Source organism: Algoriphagus sp., from assembly GCF_046296635.1.
GTDB lineage: Bacteria > Bacteroidota > Bacteroidia > Cytophagales > Cyclobacteriaceae > Algoriphagus.
Genome location: NZ_JBKBKZ010000038.1, coordinates 1 through 19,778 on the forward strand (window position 1 = coordinate 1; position 19,778 = coordinate 19,778).

The 19,778-nt window shown below is 41.6% G+C and carries 13 protein-coding genes and 1 pseudogene; 13 read left to right on the forward strand and 1 reads right to left on the reverse strand.

Annotated features, from left to right (window positions below):
* Nucleotides 1-225, forward strand: a pseudogene (locus tag ACK4HU_RS20475) (hypothetical protein); the annotation flags it as partial.
* A 156-nt stretch (nt 226-381) separates the two neighbouring features.
* Here the strand turns inward: ACK4HU_RS20475 and ACK4HU_RS20480 are convergent.
* On the reverse strand, nt 382-1,317 hold the full coding sequence (locus tag ACK4HU_RS20480; protein ID WP_409809619.1) for a GNAT family N-acetyltransferase: 936 nt from the start codon (nt 1,315-1,317) through the stop codon (nt 382-384).
* Between the two features lie 555 nt (nt 1,318-1,872).
* On the opposite strand from ACK4HU_RS20480, the gene ACK4HU_RS20485 reads away from it, so the two are divergent.
* The 12 genes from ACK4HU_RS20485 to ACK4HU_RS20540 all read left to right on the forward strand — a co-directional run bounded on the left by ACK4HU_RS20485 (nt 1,873) and on the right by ACK4HU_RS20540 (nt 19,751).
* Nucleotides 1,873-2,697 (forward strand): polysaccharide biosynthesis/export family protein, encoded by an 825-nt coding sequence (locus ACK4HU_RS20485; RefSeq protein WP_409809621.1) that lies wholly within the window; start codon nt 1,873-1,875, stop codon nt 2,695-2,697.
* A 4-nt stretch (nt 2,698-2,701) separates the two neighbouring features.
* Nucleotides 2,702-5,164 (forward strand): GumC family protein, encoded by a 2,463-nt coding sequence (locus tag ACK4HU_RS20490; protein ID WP_409809623.1) that lies wholly within the window; start codon nt 2,702-2,704, stop codon nt 5,162-5,164.
* A gap of 69 nt (nt 5,165-5,233) precedes the next feature.
* The gene (gene kdsB, locus ACK4HU_RS20495; RefSeq protein WP_409809625.1) at nt 5,234-5,959 is read left to right on the forward strand and encodes a 3-deoxy-manno-octulosonate cytidylyltransferase; all 726 of its coding nucleotides are present in this window, start codon (nt 5,234-5,236) and stop codon (nt 5,957-5,959) included.
* Between the two features lie 592 nt (nt 5,960-6,551).
* Nucleotides 6,552-7,322, forward strand: a complete 771-nt coding sequence (locus ACK4HU_RS20500) for a sensor histidine kinase (protein ID WP_409809627.1) — start codon at nt 6,552-6,554, stop codon at nt 7,320-7,322.
* A complete protein-coding gene (locus ACK4HU_RS20505; protein WP_409809629.1) occupies nt 7,319-8,062 on the forward strand; it encodes a LytR/AlgR family response regulator transcription factor in 744 nt (247 codons plus the stop codon). Before ACK4HU_RS20500 ends, ACK4HU_RS20505 begins: the two co-directional genes overlap by 4 nt.
* A gap of 542 nt (nt 8,063-8,604) precedes the next feature.
* Nucleotides 8,605-9,369 carry a hypothetical protein gene (locus tag ACK4HU_RS20510; RefSeq protein ID WP_409809631.1) on the forward strand — a complete coding sequence of 255 codons (765 nt, stop codon included), beginning with the start codon at nt 8,605-8,607 and terminating at the stop codon, nt 9,367-9,369.
* The gene (locus tag ACK4HU_RS20515) at nt 9,336-10,010 is read left to right on the forward strand and encodes a hypothetical protein (RefSeq protein WP_409809633.1); all 675 of its coding nucleotides are present in this window, start codon (nt 9,336-9,338) and stop codon (nt 10,008-10,010) included. The genes ACK4HU_RS20510 and ACK4HU_RS20515 overlap by 34 nt, the downstream gene beginning before the upstream one ends.
* 254 nt (nt 10,011-10,264) lie before the next feature.
* Nucleotides 10,265-10,399, forward strand: a complete 135-nt coding sequence (locus tag ACK4HU_RS20520) for a hypothetical protein (RefSeq protein ID WP_409809635.1) — start codon at nt 10,265-10,267, stop codon at nt 10,397-10,399.
* 150 nt (nt 10,400-10,549) lie between these two features.
* Nucleotides 10,550-10,855: a hypothetical protein gene (locus ACK4HU_RS20525; protein WP_409809637.1), complete on the forward strand. Its 306-nt coding sequence runs from the start codon at nt 10,550-10,552 to the stop codon at nt 10,853-10,855.
* Nucleotides 10,856-11,072: 217 nt separating this feature from the next.
* The gene (locus ACK4HU_RS20530; RefSeq protein ID WP_409809639.1) at nt 11,073-11,552 is read left to right on the forward strand and encodes a hypothetical protein; all 480 of its coding nucleotides are present in this window, start codon (nt 11,073-11,075) and stop codon (nt 11,550-11,552) included.
* A 143-nt stretch (nt 11,553-11,695) separates the two neighbouring features.
* A complete protein-coding gene (locus ACK4HU_RS20535; RefSeq protein ID WP_409809641.1) occupies nt 11,696-19,093 on the forward strand; it encodes an HYR domain-containing protein in 7,398 nt (2,465 codons plus the stop codon).
* Between the two features lie 238 nt (nt 19,094-19,331).
* Complete coding sequence (locus tag ACK4HU_RS20540) at nt 19,332-19,751, forward strand: VOC family protein (protein WP_409809643.1); 420 nt, start codon at nt 19,332-19,334, stop codon at nt 19,749-19,751.
* The last annotated feature ends 27 nt before the right edge of the window (nt 19,752-19,778 follow it).

The following is a 19,778-nucleotide window of genomic DNA, read 5'->3' on the forward strand; positions in this document are numbered from 1 at the left end:
CTCCCAACTTCCTTACTTCCAACCTCCCACCACAACCCTGACAACCATGACAACCATTACAACCCTTCCCGCCACGACAACAACGACAACCATGACAACCATGACAACCTCCCAACTTCCATACTTCCAACCTCCCACCACAACCATGACAACCATTACAACCCTTCCCACCACGACAACCATTACAACAAGGACAACAATGACAACAATGACAACCCTTCCTAACCTCCCAACTTCCCAACCTCCCAACTTCCTTACTTCCAACCTTCCACGACAACCTGACAACCATTACAACCCTTCCCACCACCACAACCACGACAACAACGACAACCTGACAACCATTACAACCCTTCCCACCACGACAACCATGACAACCCTTCCTCAAAACACCTCTAAATCCCCCAAACTCCAAGCCCAAGCCATATTCATCGGGGAAAACTCATCTTGAACTTTTCTGAGTGTGACCAAAGGCCCAATTTTAAGAATAGGAATAGCTCCCATGTCTAAGATTTTTTGGTTAGGAAAGGCCAGGCCTGAAAAGGAAGAAAATCTGGACCCGGAAGATTTTATCCTTTGATTTAAGGAAACCTGCAAGTTTTTTTCGACAGATTTTAAAAGACCCCCAGTCGTGAAAAAATCACAAATCCGAAATTCACGTCCCATCTTTCCTTCTTTGATTCGATAGATCAGGAGGTAGTTGGCTCCATCACTTAAATAGTCATAAGGGAACAGTGGATTGTCCCGATATCTCCAATGGAAGTAACCGGAAACCAATCTTGTTTGGAGAAAATGGCCATTCTGCTCAGAAGATTCGATTTTTTTTATCAACCCTTCGATAAGGGACCAATCCCTGGTGCCTTCCATATCTCTGTTTTGTTCGGGGAAGTGAAAATTCAACTTCAGAGGTAGTTTACCCCATTTTTCCCATCCCATCTTGACGTATCCAGGTGTACTTTTAGAATTGGGGGTATTGAATATCAATTCCACATCATCTTCCTTGATCTCTTCAATTAACGACAGCGTGAGATTTTTAAAAATACCCTTTCCTTGGTATTCCGGATGGGTAGCTGTGTCTACTGCTCTACAGGCTTTGTAAACCAACCCTTTTTCTACAAAATCCCACCGCAAAAATGCTCGAACCCCAATCAGTTTCCCATCTTCCTCAGCAAGTAAAACAGGTGACTTTCCATGGGGATTGTCCAAATGCTTCCATTTCCAAAGTGCTTCAGATTTAGGGATTAAAGATTCTCCCAAGGAGATTTTAAGTAATTCTATGATTTGTGGAATATCGGATTCCGAAGCTTTGCGAATCAACATGAAGCGAATTTACCATAAATCTCATGTTCATTTTCCATTGCGCTGGTATCAACTCTGTTTTTTTAAATCAATATCCAGCACCATCGTTGGTGCTAATTGTCTTTTTTGCACACCAGGTTTCCACCAGGGGTTATTGAAAAGTTCGACACTCCCGAAATCACAGCGCTCATTGGGACTCTCGCTTCAGGGTCATGTTTTCGTCACGACTTGTGAATCAGGATTCCATTTTTAATCGGACGATTAAACAAGCTACCTCTCCTAAAAACGAGAACTTTCGCCAAGCCTATCTCCTTTCTTCCTATTTCGGGACCGGAGGGAGCTTATTTAACATAGTATATCTCGCTACAGCGTATCTTGCTTTAGCCTATTTCGAGAAGCATATTTCGCTTCAGCCTATCTCCTAGAGTATATTTCGCGAAGCGTATCTCGCTTTAGCCTATTTCACGCAGAATATATGGCCTTTGCCTATCCCCCAAAGTATATCTTGTATAACACTTTCTATTGTTGATCATCTAATTTCTATATATTTGATTCACTGTTTTCAAATACTACTGAATGAAGCAATTCTTCTTTTTTGCCGGCCTTATTCTGTTGGCTACTTCTTGTATCAGCAATAAGCGGATCACCTATTTACAAAACCTTTCAGACAGTACAGCCATTGGTTTAGATGAGTTCATACCATTTGCTGATGTGAATTATACCTACATTTTGCAGCCCTTTGATATTGTACAAATAGATTTTGCAAGCGCAGATCCTGAGCTCGTTGAAGGTTTTACCTTTCTCAATTCCCCTCAAAGCATGATAGGCAGAATAGGTGTCGGTGGTGGAGGCGGAGGTGGTAGTGACCCGCTTTACATGACGGGTTACTCGATCGATAAAGATGGATTTGTAGAGGTTCCCAGACTTGGCAAAATCAAAATCGGAGGCTTGTCCGAAGAGGGTGCTAAGCTTGCCGTACAGCAGGAAATAAATAAATTTTTTAAAGAGGAGGTTTACGTAAGGCTGCGAATCGCAGGGATACGTTATACTACTTTAGGGGAATTCAACAGCGTGGGAGTTCAGATTATCTATAAAAACAGGGCCACACTCTTTGATGCTTTGGCCAACTCAGGGGAGACAAGTATTTTGGGTAAAAAGAACAAAATGTTTTTGATTCGTCAATATGATGGAGGTACCAAAATTCATCAAATCAACCTTCATGATCGAGCATTATTAGGGAGTCCATGGTTTTTTATTCAACCCAATGACATTCTTTACCTCGAACCTATGAAAATCAGACAGATCGGTACTGCCGATAATCTTACTGGTTCCTTAGCGTTATTCGCTGGACTGTTGGCATCTACTTTATTAATAATTAATTTAGTGACGAGGAATTTATAAGGAAATGGAGAAGCTAGACCTCAGCCAATTAGACAACGAAGAAAAGGCACTTGAAATCCGCTATGTGATTGCCAAATACATTCGCTATTGGCCTTGGTATGTGCTTTTTACAGTACTTTTTATCACAGGTACATTTTTATTTCACAGGTATACGGTGGATCAATTTCAGGTGACAGGATCGCTTGTTATCAAAAACAGCAGCACCCCGGAATCCAGAATCCTTGATCGTTCTAACATTTTCAATGCCGGTGTGAATCTGGAAAATGATATCCTTCGCCTACGGTCCAAAAACATGGCTCGAATCGCGATGGACAAACTCCATTTTGATGTGGAGTATTTTGCGAAAACCAACATCAAAGACATTGAACTTTACGATCGGTCTCCTGTGAGAATTGATGTGGACTGGAACCATTTACAGGTGACAGATACTCCCGTCGAACTTGAAATCTTATCCGAAACAAATTACAGACTTTTTCCTGCTGAAAAAGGACTGTTAGATTTTAATGCAGCCCAAGCTGCTGGAGATGAGTCTGTGTTCAATAAGACCTATACCTTTGGTCAGGAGATAGAAACTGCTCGCTCCAAGTTTACCGTCTTTTTAGTCAATCCTTCCAGAATTGGCGAAGTCATTATTTTTAGATTGATCAATCCTGCTGTCTTGGAAGAAAATCTTGCGCGGTCTGTACAAGTGGTCATGGAGAATGAATATTCTTCTGTCCTTCGATTAAGTACTACCACCACTGTGGTGGAAAAAGGTCGCGATTACATCAATGCTCTCATGCAATCCTACATCGAGTATGATTTAAATGAAAAAAATAAGATCCAGGAAAATACCATAGACTTCATAGAAAGTCAGCTCGGATTCCTGGAGGATTCATTGAAGGCAAAGGAACGGGAACTTCAACGATTCAAAGTTGATAACAAATTGCTCGATGTATCCGCTGAGTTCTCCAGCATTCTGGCAAAAATGAACTCACTTGATGAACGGAATGCAGAACTGGAATTTCAAATTCAATATTTTGAAGAAATCCGCCAGTACATGGAGCGGAAGAGTAAGGATTTTTCAGATGTAGTCGCTCCCTCCGTCATCGGAGTACCTGATCCATTACTTAATGGCTTAATTCAAACTTTGGTCACGCTCTCCCAAGATCGCAGAAAACTCCTGGCCACTGTCAATGAAAATCACCCTGAAGTCAATAAAATTGATGTGCAAATTGAAAAAATCCAAGATGCACTCTTTGAAAACGTGGTGAATCTGATAGCTAATACGAATAAGCAAAAGAAAAGTATTCAGGCAGAAATCAGAGTTTATGATGCGGAATTTGCCCGACTTCCGGAGTCTGAGTCTAAATACTCCAGTATTTTCAGAGAATTCAAATTACGGGAATCACTCTATACTTACCTTCTTGAAAAAAGAGCGGAGGCAGGAATTGCCCGGGCGGCAAACGTATCCGACAATGCAATTCTTGACCTTGCAAAAAAGGGAACCTTGGTCTTTCCTAAGAAGACTCAAAATTACGGGCTTGCCCTTGCATTGGGATTATTGCTTCCATTTGGTTTCATTGTTGTTAGGGATATGTTTGATGATAGTATCAAGGATCAGAGAGACTTGAAAAAGCACTTCATGATTCCCCAACTCGGAATAGTTGGATATAGTACCAAGGGGACCAATAAAGTGGTGCTGGAACATCCAAAATCTGCTGTTGCAGAATCTTTTCGTTCACTTCGATCAGCGATTACTTATCTGGCTTCAGGCAAAAACACAAAAAAAATCCTGGTAACTTCCTCCGTCTCCGGAGAAGGAAAGACTTTTACTTCTTTGAACTTGGCCTCTGCCATGGCATTGGGTTCCAAAAAAACAGTAGTAGTCGGAGCTGACTTGAGAAGACCAAAACTAGCGACCTATTTCGATCATTCAGAAAAAGTCGGACTTTCCACCTATTTGATCGGCAAAGCGTCAGCTGAAGCCATAATTTTTCCAACCCAACAGGAAAACCTGTTTTTCGTGCCTTCAGGTGTAATTCCTCCAAACCCTGCTGAATTGCTTCAAACTCCGAGGTTAATTGAATTTTTGAGCTTTCTGGACGAGCGATTTGATGTGATCATTTTTGATACTCCACCCATGGGTCTCGTTTCTGAAACCATTGATCTCATGCGGCTTTTTGACATCAATCTTTATGTAGTTCGGCAAAACTACACGGTGAAAGATCACTTGGTTATGATCAATGACTTGTTCAACAACAAGCAAGTTAAAAATGTCTATGGGGTCTTTAATGGTATACTCAACTCGGGATACCATTATGAGGGATATAATTACGGTTATGGAAATACCTATCTGTATTCTCAGAATAATAAGTACATGTACAATTATTATGGAGATGACTTGGAAACCAAGAAAAAGAAGATCAAACAGCCAAGGAAATTTGACTTAATCAAAGTGGTCAAAAAGGCCTTTAGAATTAGATAGAATTTGTTTTTGATTAGGAAAATCTAATCCAATTTTTAAAATATATATTGGCAATCTCCAAACCTCAGAATGAAAACAGCTGCCCTTATTCCCGCACGATATGCATCCACTCGCCTGCCGGCAAAATTGGTACAGGATCTTGGAGGAATATCCGTAATCCAACGAACTTATGTCAGCACACTAGCAACAGGTGTTTTTGACGAAGTATGGGTGGTAACTGATCATAAGGAAATTGAGCAGCAGATTGTCGACCTGGGAGGCAATGTTTTCTTCAGTAAAAAATACCACGAAAGCGGATCCGACCGAATCGCTGAGGCGTTGGAGTTGGTGGATGCCGATCTCATTGTCAATGTTCAGGGTGACGAACCATTTCAGGATCCAAAATCATTGAAGGATCTGGTGGCTGTCTTTGAAAGGCCAAAAGTGAAAATGGCTTCACTTATGTGCCGAATTCCCGAAGATGAGGCCTACAATCCAAATGCCGTAAAGGTCGTTTTGGATGCAGAAATGAATGCGATTTATTTCTCCCGTTCCCCAATTCCATTCAACCGCGAGCGGAATGATGATATTTTCTATTGGAAACATATCGGGATTTATGCTTACACCCGCGAACTCTTAAAAGAATTCACCACTTGGCCCAAAGGCCGACTGGAGCAGATTGAAATGTTGGAGCAGCTACGGTTGATAGAAAAAGGCGTAAAAATCCGGATGGTAGAAACCGCCCATCAAGCCATTGCTATCGATACCAAAGAGGACCTGGATCGGGCAAGGAATTTTTTGAAAAGCATTCTTTGAGAAGATAGATACAAGATACAAGACGCAAGACGCTAGACTTTTCCCATTACTTCATCATTCAACATTCGATGTTCATTATTAAAAAATTGGAGAATCATTTTTCTCATTATTCATCACTGCCTATTCTCCCCCTAAAGGGGGGGCGGGGGGTACAAAAAGATACAAGACACAAGAAGTTAGACATAATATACAAGACGATTTTCCTAATTACTTCATCATTCAACACCTGTCCGCCGCAGGAGGATTCATCATTCGATGTTCATTATTAAAAGGTCAAAATCACTTTACTAATTAATCGATGCTCTAGATGCAAGAGGGGAGACCGAAGACCGAAGATGCAGAAATTTCCAGCCTTCCCACTTCTCAACCATTACAACCCGATAACCATGACAACCCTTAAAACATCGGACATCAGACATCCAGCATCCTACATTTTTTTTTCACATTTTTCCTTTAACTGTTTCATTTGATATTAGAAAAACAATATCTTAAAGTAATAATTGACCACCTCCTTTAGATCTTTTTTCATACCCATGCGGCTCATTATCTGGTTAGTAGTATCGTGTAATCCTGTGATTTCTTAGCGAGATCTATGGAAGCTAACGCCCCTGATCTTAATCTGGCTATCCTTGTTGGATTACTTCCGGTCATTCTTGCATTTTCCTTTATCATTTTTGTGATTTATCGCTCACGTAGAGAGTCTGATTTCCGGAGAAGAGAGACCGAACTCAAACTCAGCAAAGCGGAAGGAGAATTGAAAGCGCTTCGAGCCCAGATCAATCCGCATTTCATTTTCAATTGCCTCAATTCCATTCACCACTTTATACAAGCGCAAGAACCCAAGCAAGCATCCGAATATCTGATCAAATTTTCACAGTTGATCCGATATGTGCTGGAGAGCTCCGCTAAAAATTGGGTGAGCCTCGAAGAAGAACTTGAAGCGAATAAAATTTACCTGGACTTGGAAAATCTCAGAAGACAAGAGGATTTTTCATTCATTTTCCAAATTGAAGATGGTATTTCCCCAGGCAATTACTTCATTCCTCCCATGTTGATTCAGCCATTTCTGGAAAACGCAGTTTGGCATGGAGTAAATGCAAATGGAATAATCCAATTGCATATATCTAAAAACGGCTCCAATCATCTTCATTTTTTGATTTCTGATAATGGCATTGAGAAATCTGAAAAATCCGAAATCGACCTTTCCCGAATGGTGAAGAAGAGCAGTATGGGGCTGCAACTTATGGAAGAAAAATTCAAGAACCTCAACGAACTGCGTGGCACCCAAGCCTCATTTGATATCAACCCTCAAGCAGGAGTAGGAACCCAAGTCAGACTGATTATACCTTTTGAAGAAGAATGAAGAAGAAATATAGCGTATTAATAGTCGAGGACGAACCACACGCACAGGAGAACTTGAAGCGCTTGGTTGCTCATGAAGGTGATTTGGAATTGGTAGGAACGGCTGCCACAGTGGAAGAGGCTGATGCGCTATCCAAAAGCCTCAACCCCGACTTGGTCTTCTGTGATGTGATGCTGCCACCTCAGACCTCATTTGACTGGTTGATGAAACTGGAAACCATTCCGTTCGAGCTCATATTCACGACCTCTTATGAAGAGTTTGCGGTGAAGGCATTTCGGCTGTCTGCAATTGACTACCTGATCAAACCCATATCCACCTCGGACTTTGAAGAAGCCTTGGAGCGATTCAGAGAGAAAAAGGGAAACTCCAAGGCACAAGTAAATCAATTATTGAAAAACCTGAATCTTCCGGCGGAGCATGCGAAAATCGCCTTGCCAACCTTGACCGGATACCTTTTCGTGGAGGTCAAGGATGTTATTCGCTGTGAATCTGATAATACCTATACTACCTTTTTCACGACAGATAAAAAGAAAATCCTGGTTTCCCGCACCCTCAAAGATGTGGAGCAAATGCTGGAAGATTACCGATTCTTCCGGGTTCACAATTCCCACCTGATCAATCTCGACTATGTAAACGAATACTTCAAAGGAGAAGGAGGACAGGTGAAAATGTCCGACGGTGCTGTGGTCGATGTATCGAGGAGGCGGAAGGAGGAGTTTTTGAATTTGCTGAGGAAATGACCGATGTCGGATGACGGATGACCGATGCGTCATCGCGAGGGTAGGAACGATCCGAAGCGATCTCAATTACTAAAATTGAAAGATTGGAAGATTGAAAAATTGTAAAAAAAGTAAGTGCCAAAATCGATTCATACGGAACCGAAATCAAAGTCTTTCCTACCAAAATCTGGTTTTAGCTAAGTAAAACTAGTCGAGATCTTGATCTTTATTCAAGTTTTTAGGTAAAAGCAAATGAACAGGGGTGATCATTTGGCTAGGCCAAACCGACGAACCAACCGGAAAAGACTTTTGATCAGGGGTGATTAAGCAAAATATTCGGTAGGTATTTTTTGCGTCATTGTTTCTGGAAGACAGAAGACATAAGACATAAGCCATAAGACGGTCTGAGCTTGCCAAATGAATTCAAGCTTGAATGTTGGATTTCGGAATTGAGGCAACTCCTCCTTAACCAAGAAAATAAATGGGAACGATTAGCCAATCAAAGGGGGTAGGGGGATTTGAATTCGAACAATTATATTTTAAATATTTAATTCAAAAAGTATATGGATTTTAATGAAAAGTTTATTGAACCTATCGGGTATTCACAAGCCGCTGAATATCTCTTGGAGTTTGTTAATTGTAGCGTTTTTGTTCAAATGGATGGGCATATTTCCGGGGTTTTTAGAGCCAAGCAACTGCAAGAGTGGGTAGGTAAAGAAGATGTGAATGGAATCCTTTTTTGGTTTTGTAATTCTAGTTCCTCCCAAAAACCAATTTTAGCGATCCAAAAAATAAAAGAAGAATACCAGAATAATTCTGCTTGGCTTACCGGGTTAATGCCTAATCGTCCTCCAGTTCATGGTAGAGGTCTGCGCATTGTTAAAGATTTAATCAGAAAAAATTATAGCAGCGAATCTTCAAAAGCGGATATCCTTAATGATATTGAAAATGAACCTCCGATAAATCCACAAAATTTTGATTATCGTGATTCTCGAAATGTTAATGAAATGAGGAACCGTTTTCGCTCAAATTTTTCAAGTCACGTCGATTATCCATTTGCTTATTTTTCAACTAAATATGGAAAAGGAAGTCCCTATTTTAGGCAGTTCTTTGATCAGGGAGATATTTCCCATATTCGATATTATTTAGGATATTCCAACGATGACTTCTTTAGTGGGCAGCGAATCAGGATAATACTGGCACCTTGTAAAGCGGATGGGTCAAATTTGAAAAAAGAAGATTGCCTAGTAGAGCATATAGAAAAATTTAATGACGTAATGCTCCTCCAATACTCTTGGCCACCAAAACCCACCGGTACCGACGAGTGACACCTGCGCAACTCCAGACCATTTCTTCACTGGCGATTTGGATACCGATACTATTTGCGGTATTCAAGCTAAAAACAGGCGATACTAAGTTTCGCCTGTTCATTATTTTTTTAGTTTTTGGGGCTTTGGTGGATAGTTTTGGGATGATCATCTATTATTTTTTATCAAATGAATTGTTTGATTATCACGAAGTTTTTCAGATTCTATACCTTTGGTATGAATGTTTGTTCTTTGTTTGGCTTTGCTTTTTCTTTTTGAATTTCCAGCAAAAGATCGTGTGGAGAAATATCCTTTTAATTTGTTTTTCGGGGCTGTTTATTACGGAGTTTATTTTGAGAATTGTGATTTCCAGTCCAAACGATACGTACTCTTCATTTATCTACTCGTTTTTTCTCGTGACATCCTCTTTTCTTTCCGCCTTTGCCTTGCTACGAATCGCCGAGAATACGGGAGAGATTTTGAGATATTCCTGGTTTTGGATTCTTTCGGGGATATTCATTTACTGTTTCAGTTCATTCTTTGTAGACATGCTCAGCTACACCGCAATCGGAAGAGGAATTTGGTCCATCCGTGTCCTCGCCAATATCATCCAATATGGCTTTTTTGTGGTGGGACTTTTGAAAATGAACAAGGCTCAATGAGCAATGAGCAATTACCAATGGACAATTTCCAATGTTCAAAATGTAGGATACTTGAAAATTGGTCATTGAGTTTGAAAATTGGTCCTTGAATAGGTTACTTGAAAATTGGTCATTGAGTTTGATTATTGAGTTTGAACATTGATCATTGACAAGAGAGATTTCGCCGGATTCTAGATGAGATTGACCGGAAACTATTTTTAGATGGTTAAGAGACGGTTTTTCTATTATTTTCCATCAGTTTTAAATCAAAGGCTATGGAAAGATTTTTCGATTCGCGTCTTCATTTAACCCTAAAACATCAGTTTGCCAGTGAAGGAAAAATGGTCTCTGCTTGGGATACCTTGACTTATCAGGATTTTACTCGTGAAATTTCAGGGGGCACAGAATAGATTGAAAAGAATTTGGTTCAATACTAACAAATTCATTAACAATTAAATAGAAAAAATAGTGGAGCCAAAAACCTCCTTTATTTTTCTGAAACTTAAATTTACAAATTAAGAAATAAATAAAATTTTTACTAATTTATAAATTTCAACCTAATGCAAAAGATCAAAAATTTCGTCGAATTTCAAAAAGAGCTTTCATCCAACGCTCATTTACAACAAGAGTTTAAAGATGATCCTGTTAAGGCTATTCAACAATTTAAACTATCCCTGCCTGATAACTGGGTATATAGAGTTGTTGTTGGTTCTTTAGGCTTAGCAATCTTGACAGTTATTGCTGGAGTTATTCTCTTGTCATTTTCTGGGAAAACTATTGACGCAACAATTTTAACATTATTCACTGCAATAGCATCAGGTTCTGTTGGAGCACTTGCAGGATTGTTATCGCCGGCTCACAAATAGGGCAGTTGCTGGTTTATAATTAATATTAAATAGCAATTTTATTTATAATTCCTAAAATAATGATAACAGTTAGAGATTTTATAATTTACGGAAATTTATCTTTAGAAAGAAGACTTGGGTGAATATCTAGTGAATTTTGAAGTTAAATATTAGAAAAAATTTTAATTTAAATATCTAATTTAAACATTAATGTTAAACAAAAATAAATCTAAACATTATGACTAAAATATTATTTAGTTCTGAAATTGATGTAAATAACAATTGGTTGTTTTATATCGAAAATGAGGCAAAATCATTGGCGCAAAGAGATGATTTTGCTATAATAAACTATTTTGACAGGGAAATTTTTAATCCAGAAATGGAGGAGTATTTATCTTCTAATGATTTACCTCATGGCTTAGATGAGTTTGAAGATGGAGAAGTACTGAGTTTAAACCTGATAGAGGGAATGAAACTTAATTTGATTCCTGAGTGGTTAAAGACTCGTTTTAGAAAATTAAAGGCTATGTTAAAAAAAATCTTTTGTCAGGTTGTTCACGGGATTGGGGAGTTTGATACTAAAGCAATTATTTCTGCAGTACTTATCGCCATTATACCAGCTTTTGCAACAGGTTTACCCGCTGCAGTTTTGCCGATAGTTATTGGGTTAGTTGCCTACCTTTTAAAGTTCGGTATTGAAAAAACCTGTCCTGTTTAATCCGACCATTTTCTCCCTCAAACCCACCGAATTCTAATTCCCTCTCTTTTAATAAAATAAGTGCCTGCATCTTTATCATGCAGGCACTTTTTTGATTTTCACACACAGGTTCCTGCTTTTTAATCAGAAAACTGCACGGAACCATGAAACAAATCTTACTTCTTCTGACAGGACTGCTTTTAAGCATTTCATCCCTTCAAGCCCAAAATCCTGGTGAACTTGATCTTTCTTTTAATTCGGAAGGATTAAATTTTGGTGATGGGGCAAACAATACAGTTTGGAGCATAGTACCACAACCTGATGACAAAATATTGATTGGGGGACAATTTACCATTTACAATGGAATCAGCAGAAATCGAATTGCACGATTAAATGCGGATGGAAGCTTGGATACCTCCTTTAATCCAGGAAATGGAGCAGATAATGAGATAAGGAGTGTTGTGCTTCAGCCTGATGGAAAAATCTTGATTGGAGGATTTTTTACTAATTATAATGGGATAAATAGAAATCGAATTGCCCGTTTAAATTCAGATGGTAGTTTGGATCCCTCCTTTGATCCAGGCACAGGTGCAAATAACGCGATTTATAGCATGGTTCTTCAATCTGACGGCAAAGTTTTGATTGGAGGTTACTTTACAAACTACAATGGTTCAAGCATAAATCGAATTGCTCGGCTAAATGCGGACGGAAGTTTAGATACCACATTTAGTCCAGGCGCAGGAGCAAGCGGTGCGGTTTTTAAAGTGGTTCTACAACCTGATGGCAAGATTTTGATTGGGGGAGATTTTATAAGTTTTAACGGGACCATCAGAAATTATATTGCTAGATTAAATTCCGGTGGAAGTTTGGATACCTCATTTAGTCCAGTCTCAGGGGCAAATTCGCCTGTCTGGATTTTGGTTTCTCAAGAAGATGGCAAGATTATGATTGGGGGAGATTTTACAAGTTTTAACGGGAACATCAGAAATTACCTTGCTCGGATAAATTCCGACGGAAGTTTGGATGCTAGCTTTAATCCAGGCACTGGTGCAAACAGTACAGTTTTTAGCATGGTCCTTCAGCCCGATGGCAAGATTCTCATTGGAGGAAATTTTACCACTTTCAACGGGACCATCAGAAATCGAATTGCTCAAATCAATCCTGACGGAAGCTTGGATACCACTTTTAATCCGGGCTCAGGGCCAAACAATTCAGTTTGGAGCATGATCCTGCAACCTAATGGTAAGATTTTGATTTGGGGATTTTTTACCAAATACAATGTGGCCACCAGAAATTATTTTGCCCGAATCAATGCAGAGGGGAGTTTGGATGGCTCCTTTAATCCAGAAACAGGTGCAAACAATTTTGTTTACACACTGGAAACTCAGAATGACGGGAAGATTTTAATAGGAGGAGAATTTACCAATTACAACGGAGTGTTAAGAAACTACCTCGCTCGATTAAATTCTGATGGTGGAATTGATTTTTCTTTTAATCTTGGTTCGGGCCTAAATGGGAGGGTTCGAGCTGCCGCTTTTCAACCAGACGGTAAGATTTTAATAGCGGGATTATTTACTACGTACGGAGGTATTTCCAGAAATTTTATTGCACGACTCAATTCAGATGGGAGTCTAGATCCCACTTTTGATCCGGGTTCTGGGGCGAACAATGAGATTTTAACCTTATCAATACAGTCAGATGGAAAGATTTTGATAGGGGGGGTATTCTCTTTTTATAATGGTGTTTCTAGAAACCGAATTGCTCGCCTTAATTCAAATGGAAGTTTAGATTCCTCTTTTAATCCTGGGACTGGAGCAAACAGTTCTGTTTTTACTTTGGCCACTCTGGATGATGGTAAGATTTTGATTGGGGGATTATTTACTTCTTTCAATGGTGTTTCTAAAAATTATATTACTCGTTTGAATTCAAACGGAAGCATTGACACATCTTTTACAATCGGTACCGGAGCAACCGGTTCAGTTCATAAACTTGCGATTCAATTAGACGGCAAAATTTTGATTGGGGGAGATTTTGGAGGCTTTAATGGTGTAGTCAGAACTCGAATTGCGCGTCTTAATTCAGACGGGAGCTTGGACACCTTTTTTAATCCGGGAATTGGAGCAAACTCTTCAGTTACTTCATTAGTCTATCAGCCTGACGGTAAGATTTTGATTGGTGGAGGATTTACCAGCTACAATGGGACCAGCAGAATTCGAATTGCCCGATTAAATACAGACGGAACATTGGATACTTCCTTTAATCCGGGTACAGGGGCAAACAATACAGTCCGGAGCATTGTTCTTCAGCCCGATGGTAAGATTTTGATTGGAGGATTTTTTACAGGGTATAATAATATCAGCCGAGTAAGAATCGCCAGAATTTATGGTGGAGGGGAAGAAGTAGATGAAGAAGCACCTGTTCCTGATATTGAAAACCTCGAACCCCAAAACGCACAATGTCAAGTTAACTTCGAGGACTTAACCAATCCTACTGCTACTGACCTTGAAGACGGAATCATTCAGGGAACAACCGACCAAAGTATCTTCCCAATTACCTCTCAAGGCACAACGGTCATTACCTGGACTTATACCGATGAGGCAGGGAATACCAGTTCTCAGGAGCAAACGGTTATCGTTGAGGACACGACTAAGCCAGTTCCGACCTTGGCTGAGTTGCCAGTGATCAGTGGTCAGTGTTCAGCGGATGTTACCGCGCCGACTGCAACTGATAATTGTGCAGGAACGATCACAGGAACAACCGAAGACCCGCTGACTTACAGCGAACAAGGAACTTACACTATCACTTGGACCTACGATGATGGCAATGGAAACATCTCGACTCAGGAGCAGACGGTCATCGTTGAGGACACGACCAAGCCGGTTCCGACCTTGGCTGAGTTGCCAGTAATCAGTGGTCAGTGTTCAGCAGAAGTTACCGCGCCGACTGCAACTGATAACTGTGCAGGAACGATCACAGGAACAACCGAAGATGCACTGACCTACAGCGAACAAGGAACTTACACCATCACTTGGACCTACGACGATGGTAATGGAAACACCGCCACTCAGACGCAAACAGTAATTGTTGCCAATACGACCAAGCCGGTTCCGACATTGTATGAGTTGCCGGTGATCAGTGGTCAGTGTTCAGCGGATGTTACCGCGCCGACTGCAACTGATAATTGTGCAGGAACGATCACAGGAACAACCGAAGACCCGCTGACTTACAGCGAACAAGGAACTTACACCATCACTTGGACCTACGATGACGGCAATGGAAACACTGCGACTCAGGAGCAAACTGTAATTGTGGATGATACGACTGCTCCGGTTCCGACCTTGGCTGAGTTGCCAGTGATCAGTGGTCAGTGTTCATCTGAAGTTACCGCGCCGACTGCAAGTGATAACTGTGCAGGAACGATCACAGGAACAACCGAAGACCCGCTGAATTACAGCGAACAAGGAACTTATACCATCACTTGGACCTACGATGACGGCAATGGAAACAGCACCACTCAGGAGCAAACGGTAATCGTTGAAGACACGACTAAGCCGGTTCCGACCTTGGCTGAGTTGCCGGTGATCAGTGGTCAGTGTTCAGCAGAAGTTACCGCGCCGACTGCAACTGATAACTGTGCAGGAACGATAACAGGTACTACAAATGATCCGCTGACATACAGCGTGCAAGGAACCTATACGATTACTTGGACTTATGCCGATGGAAATGGAAATACCGCCACTCAGACGCAAACAGTAATTGTTGCCAATACGACCAAGCCGGTTCCGACATTGTATGAGTTGCCAGTGATCAGTGGTCAGTGTTCAGCGACGGTTTCAACTGTTCCAACTTCCGCTGACAATTGCCAGGGAACTATAACAGGAACAACTTATGATCCGCTAACTTATTATGAGCAAGGAACTTACACCATCACTTGGACTTACGATGATGGAAATGGAAACACCGCCACTCAGGAGCAGACTGTCATCGTTGAGGACACGAATAAGCCAGTTCCGACCTTGGCTGAGTTGCCAGTGATCAGTGGTCAGTGTTCAGCGGATGTTACCGCACCCAATGCAACCGATAACTGCGCAGGAACCATCACAGGAACAACCGAAGATCCGCTGACATACAGCGTGCAAGGAACCTATACCATAAACTGGACCTACGATGATGGCAATGGAAACACCGCCACTCAGGAGCAAACGGTTATCGTTGAGGACACGACCAAGCCAGTTCCGGACTTGGCTGTGTTGCCAGTGATCAGTGGTCAGTGTTTAGCAGAAGTTACCGCACCGACTGCAACTGATAATTGTGCGGGAACGATCACAGGAACAACTTATGATCCGCTAACTTATAATGAGCAAGGAACTTACACCATCACTTGGACCTACGACGATGGTAATGGAAACACCGCCACTCAGGAGCAGACGGTCATCGTTGAGGACACGAATAAGCCAGTTCCGACCTTGGCTGAGTTGCCAGTGATCAGTGGTCAGTGTTCAGCAGAAGTTATTGCGCCGACTGCAACTGACAATTGCCAGGGAACTATAACAGGAACAACTTATGATCCGCTAACTTATTATGAGCAAGGAACTTACACCATCACTTGGACCTACGATGATGGCAATGGAAACACTGCGACTCAGGAGCAAACTGTAATCGTGGATGATACCACTGCTCCGGTTCCAGTCGTTGCCCAGTTACCAGTGATCAGTGGTCAGTGTTCAGTTACAGTCACAGCGCCTTCGGCTAACGATGCCTGCGAAGGAACTATAACAGGAACAACCACCGATCCAACAAGCTTTACCGAGCAAGGAACTTACACCATCACCTGGACCTACGATGATGGCAATGGAAATACCACGACTCAGGAGCAAACTGTCATCGTTGTAGACACGACCAAGCCAGTTCCTACCTTGGCTGAGTTGCCAGTGATCAGTGGTCAGTGTTCAGCAGAAGTTACCGCGCCGACTGCAAGTGATAACTGTGCAGGAACGATCACAGGAACAACCGAAGACCCGCTGACTTACAGCGAGCAAGGAACTTACACCATCACTTGGACTTACGATGATGGCAATGGAAACACCGCCACTCAGGAGCAAACGGTCATCGTTAAAGACACGACCAAGCCAGTTCCTACCTTGGCTGAGTTGCCAGTGATCAGTGGTCAGTGTTCAGCGGAAGTTACCGCGCCGACTGCAAGTGATAATTGTGCAGGAACGATCACAGGAACAACCGAAGATCCGCTGACTTACAACGTGCAAGGAACTTACACCATCACTTGGACCTACGATGATGGAAATGGAAACATCACGACTCAGGAGCAAACTGTGATTGTGGATGATACCACTGCACCTGTTCCAAATGTGGAATCATTGCCTACACTAATCGGTAATTGCCTACTTGAAATAAGGAATTATCCGACAGCTACTGATAATTGTAGTGGGATTATTACTGCTGAACCTAATGGGTCGGTTCTTTTTACGGCTGCTGGCGAGTATACAATTACTTGGACATATGATGACCGAAAGGGAAATGTCAGTCAACAGACGCAGTTGGTTATTATGGAAACAGATACTCAGCCATTCTGGATTACAGAACCCGGAGCTTTGGACCAAACGCTCAATTGTCCAACTCAACAGGAAATTCAGAATTCCTTCTATGCAGCGGGACCTCAACCTGGATCATTGTGCTACCCAGTTTACATTCAACCGGCAGGACCTGCCGTATTTCAGCCGACCGGTACCGATGGAAGTGGGGTTTATTTGTTCACTTGGTATTATCGTACTCCACCAGGTATTAGGATTGATTATACTGTGAGGATTACAGTAAACTATGGAGGATCGCCTTCCCCTGTGGTGTCCGAACTTCCAACGCTCACAGGACAATGTAGTGTCGAAGTGACTGATGTTCCCCAGGCAACAAGTTGCGGAGGGGTTGAACTTATTGGTACAACTGCGGATCCGCTGGTTTATAGTGAGCAGGGAACTCATTCCATCACTTGGACCTACACCGATGCGGATGGCAACTCCAGTACTCAGTTGCAAACGGTAATCGTTGAGGACACGACTGCTCCTCAGATACAGGCCCCGGCAAATGTTACGGTAACTTTGAACTCCGGTGAAAATGTTGCAACTGGCGTACAGTTGGGAAGTCCAATTGCCTCAGATAATTGTGGTGAGGTTATGATCACAAACAATGCTTCTTTGACTTTCCCTGTGGGAATGACTGAGGTGACTTGGACAGCTAAAGATGCAAAAGGAAATGAATCCACTTCCATTCAAACTGTACTGGTAAGTGCACCAGTCTGCGGAATTCAGTTGAATGCGCAACCTTCAGTTACTTTAAAATTGGGTAAAAAGAATGAAGCAAATCTTAAGGTAAACGATGTGAATTTAGGCTCCTCTAGTACCTGTGGTGATGTAACCTTATCCTTAAGCCAAACCAACTTTAATTGCTTAGACGTAGGAGTTAAAGAGGTTCTGTTTACTGTTACAGATGTGAATGGAAATGTTTCCTCAGCAATAGTTTTAGTCACTGTTTTTGAAGATAAAGCACCAAAATTTGAAGGGCTTCCTAAAACCATTTCCTTATCGCTAAATGAAGGTGTTACCTATTCAATCCCCGACTTTAGTGGCTTTGCAACTGATAACTGCGGAATAACTTCTTACACCCAGTCACCTGCGGCAGGTACGATAAATTCTACAGCAGGCAAATTTGACGTGGTGGTTACAGCCTCTGATGCAAGTGGAAATTCAGTGACTGCAACGGTGAAAATAGAGCGTACGGTACCGAAAGGAAAAGGAGGGAAGGGCAAGCGATTGATTCCAGGTGAGTCATTGGTGATTTCAGTACCTTGGAATACATCCTTTAAAGATGTAGTCTCAGATATTGAGACTGAGGATGGAGTGGACATTGACTGGATAGCTGGGGATTACGAACCACTCACACCCGGATCATATCAGATTAGAGCTTCGGTAACGCCACAAATTCAAGTGAGGTATGGAGAAGCGCCGGTGTTGACAGTAATTGTGGAGAACAAACCTCAATCTTTGGATATTTCCCTTAGCAATAAAAAGTTGTACAAAGACTTAAAGTCAGGAAAAGTTATTGGAATACTCGGCACCATTGATCCTATCGACGATATCCATACTTATAGCATGGCAGAGCATCCTGACATGGAAATTCTGGAGAACAAACTGATCTGGAAGGGAACGAATACTCCAGCCGCACAGATGACCGTTACTGTTTTCAGCACGGATCGTGCAGGGCAGTCGATTAGTAAGGAAATCCAGCTTTCAAGAGAAATTGGGCCTAATCAATTCATCTTGTATCCAAATCCAGCTCAGAACGAAACCAATATAATGGTCGATCTGGACGAGAGAGCTGCAGTTGAAATCAGAGTGTTTGATGCTGTGGGTAGATTGGTTATTCAGGACAGTATCTACCGTGAGAAAACCTTCATCCAAACTCTAAACTTGAATGGTTTGGCTCCGGGCATGTATATGGTTCAGGTGAAGATCGGATACATTATTATGACCGAGCGTTTGATTAAAAGGTAAAAGCTATAATTAAAAGATTTCTAAAATCAATTAGAGGCTGTCTCAGAAGTACCGAATGTCACATTGGTAGCAGCTTGCCCGCCGTGGCGGGAAGTCGAAATGTAGTCCAATTCCCTAGGAATGGCCTTCGACTCCGCTCAGGCTGACACTGGAACCCTTTTTGAGACGGCCTCTATTTTTTTGACTTTTAAACTCCATTACAAAATTGCATTTGTAGCTTGGTAAAAATTAAAAAACCATGAAAAAACGTGTCACCGGAATCGGAGGAATATTTTTCAAAGTCAAAGATCCAAATGCTACCAAGTCCTGGTATCAAAAACACTTGGGTTTGAATACCGATAACTATGGGACAGCTTTCGAATGGCGAAGCAGTGATAACCCTGATCAAAAAGGATTCTCCCAATGGTCACCAATGAAAGATGATACCACCTATTTCAAGCCTTCCGAAAAGGACTTTATGATTAACTACCGGGTGGAAAACTTGGTAGAATTGGTAGCCAATCTTAAATCCGAAGGAGTTACAATTCTAGACGAAATCGAAACTTTAGAATACGGAAAGTTTGTGCACATCCTGGATCCTGATGGTCACAGCGTCGAACTATGGGAACCGAATGATGAGGAGTATGATCGCTTGGTGGAGGGAAGGACGATTAGTTGAGAAATTTAGTATTAAGTATCAAGACGC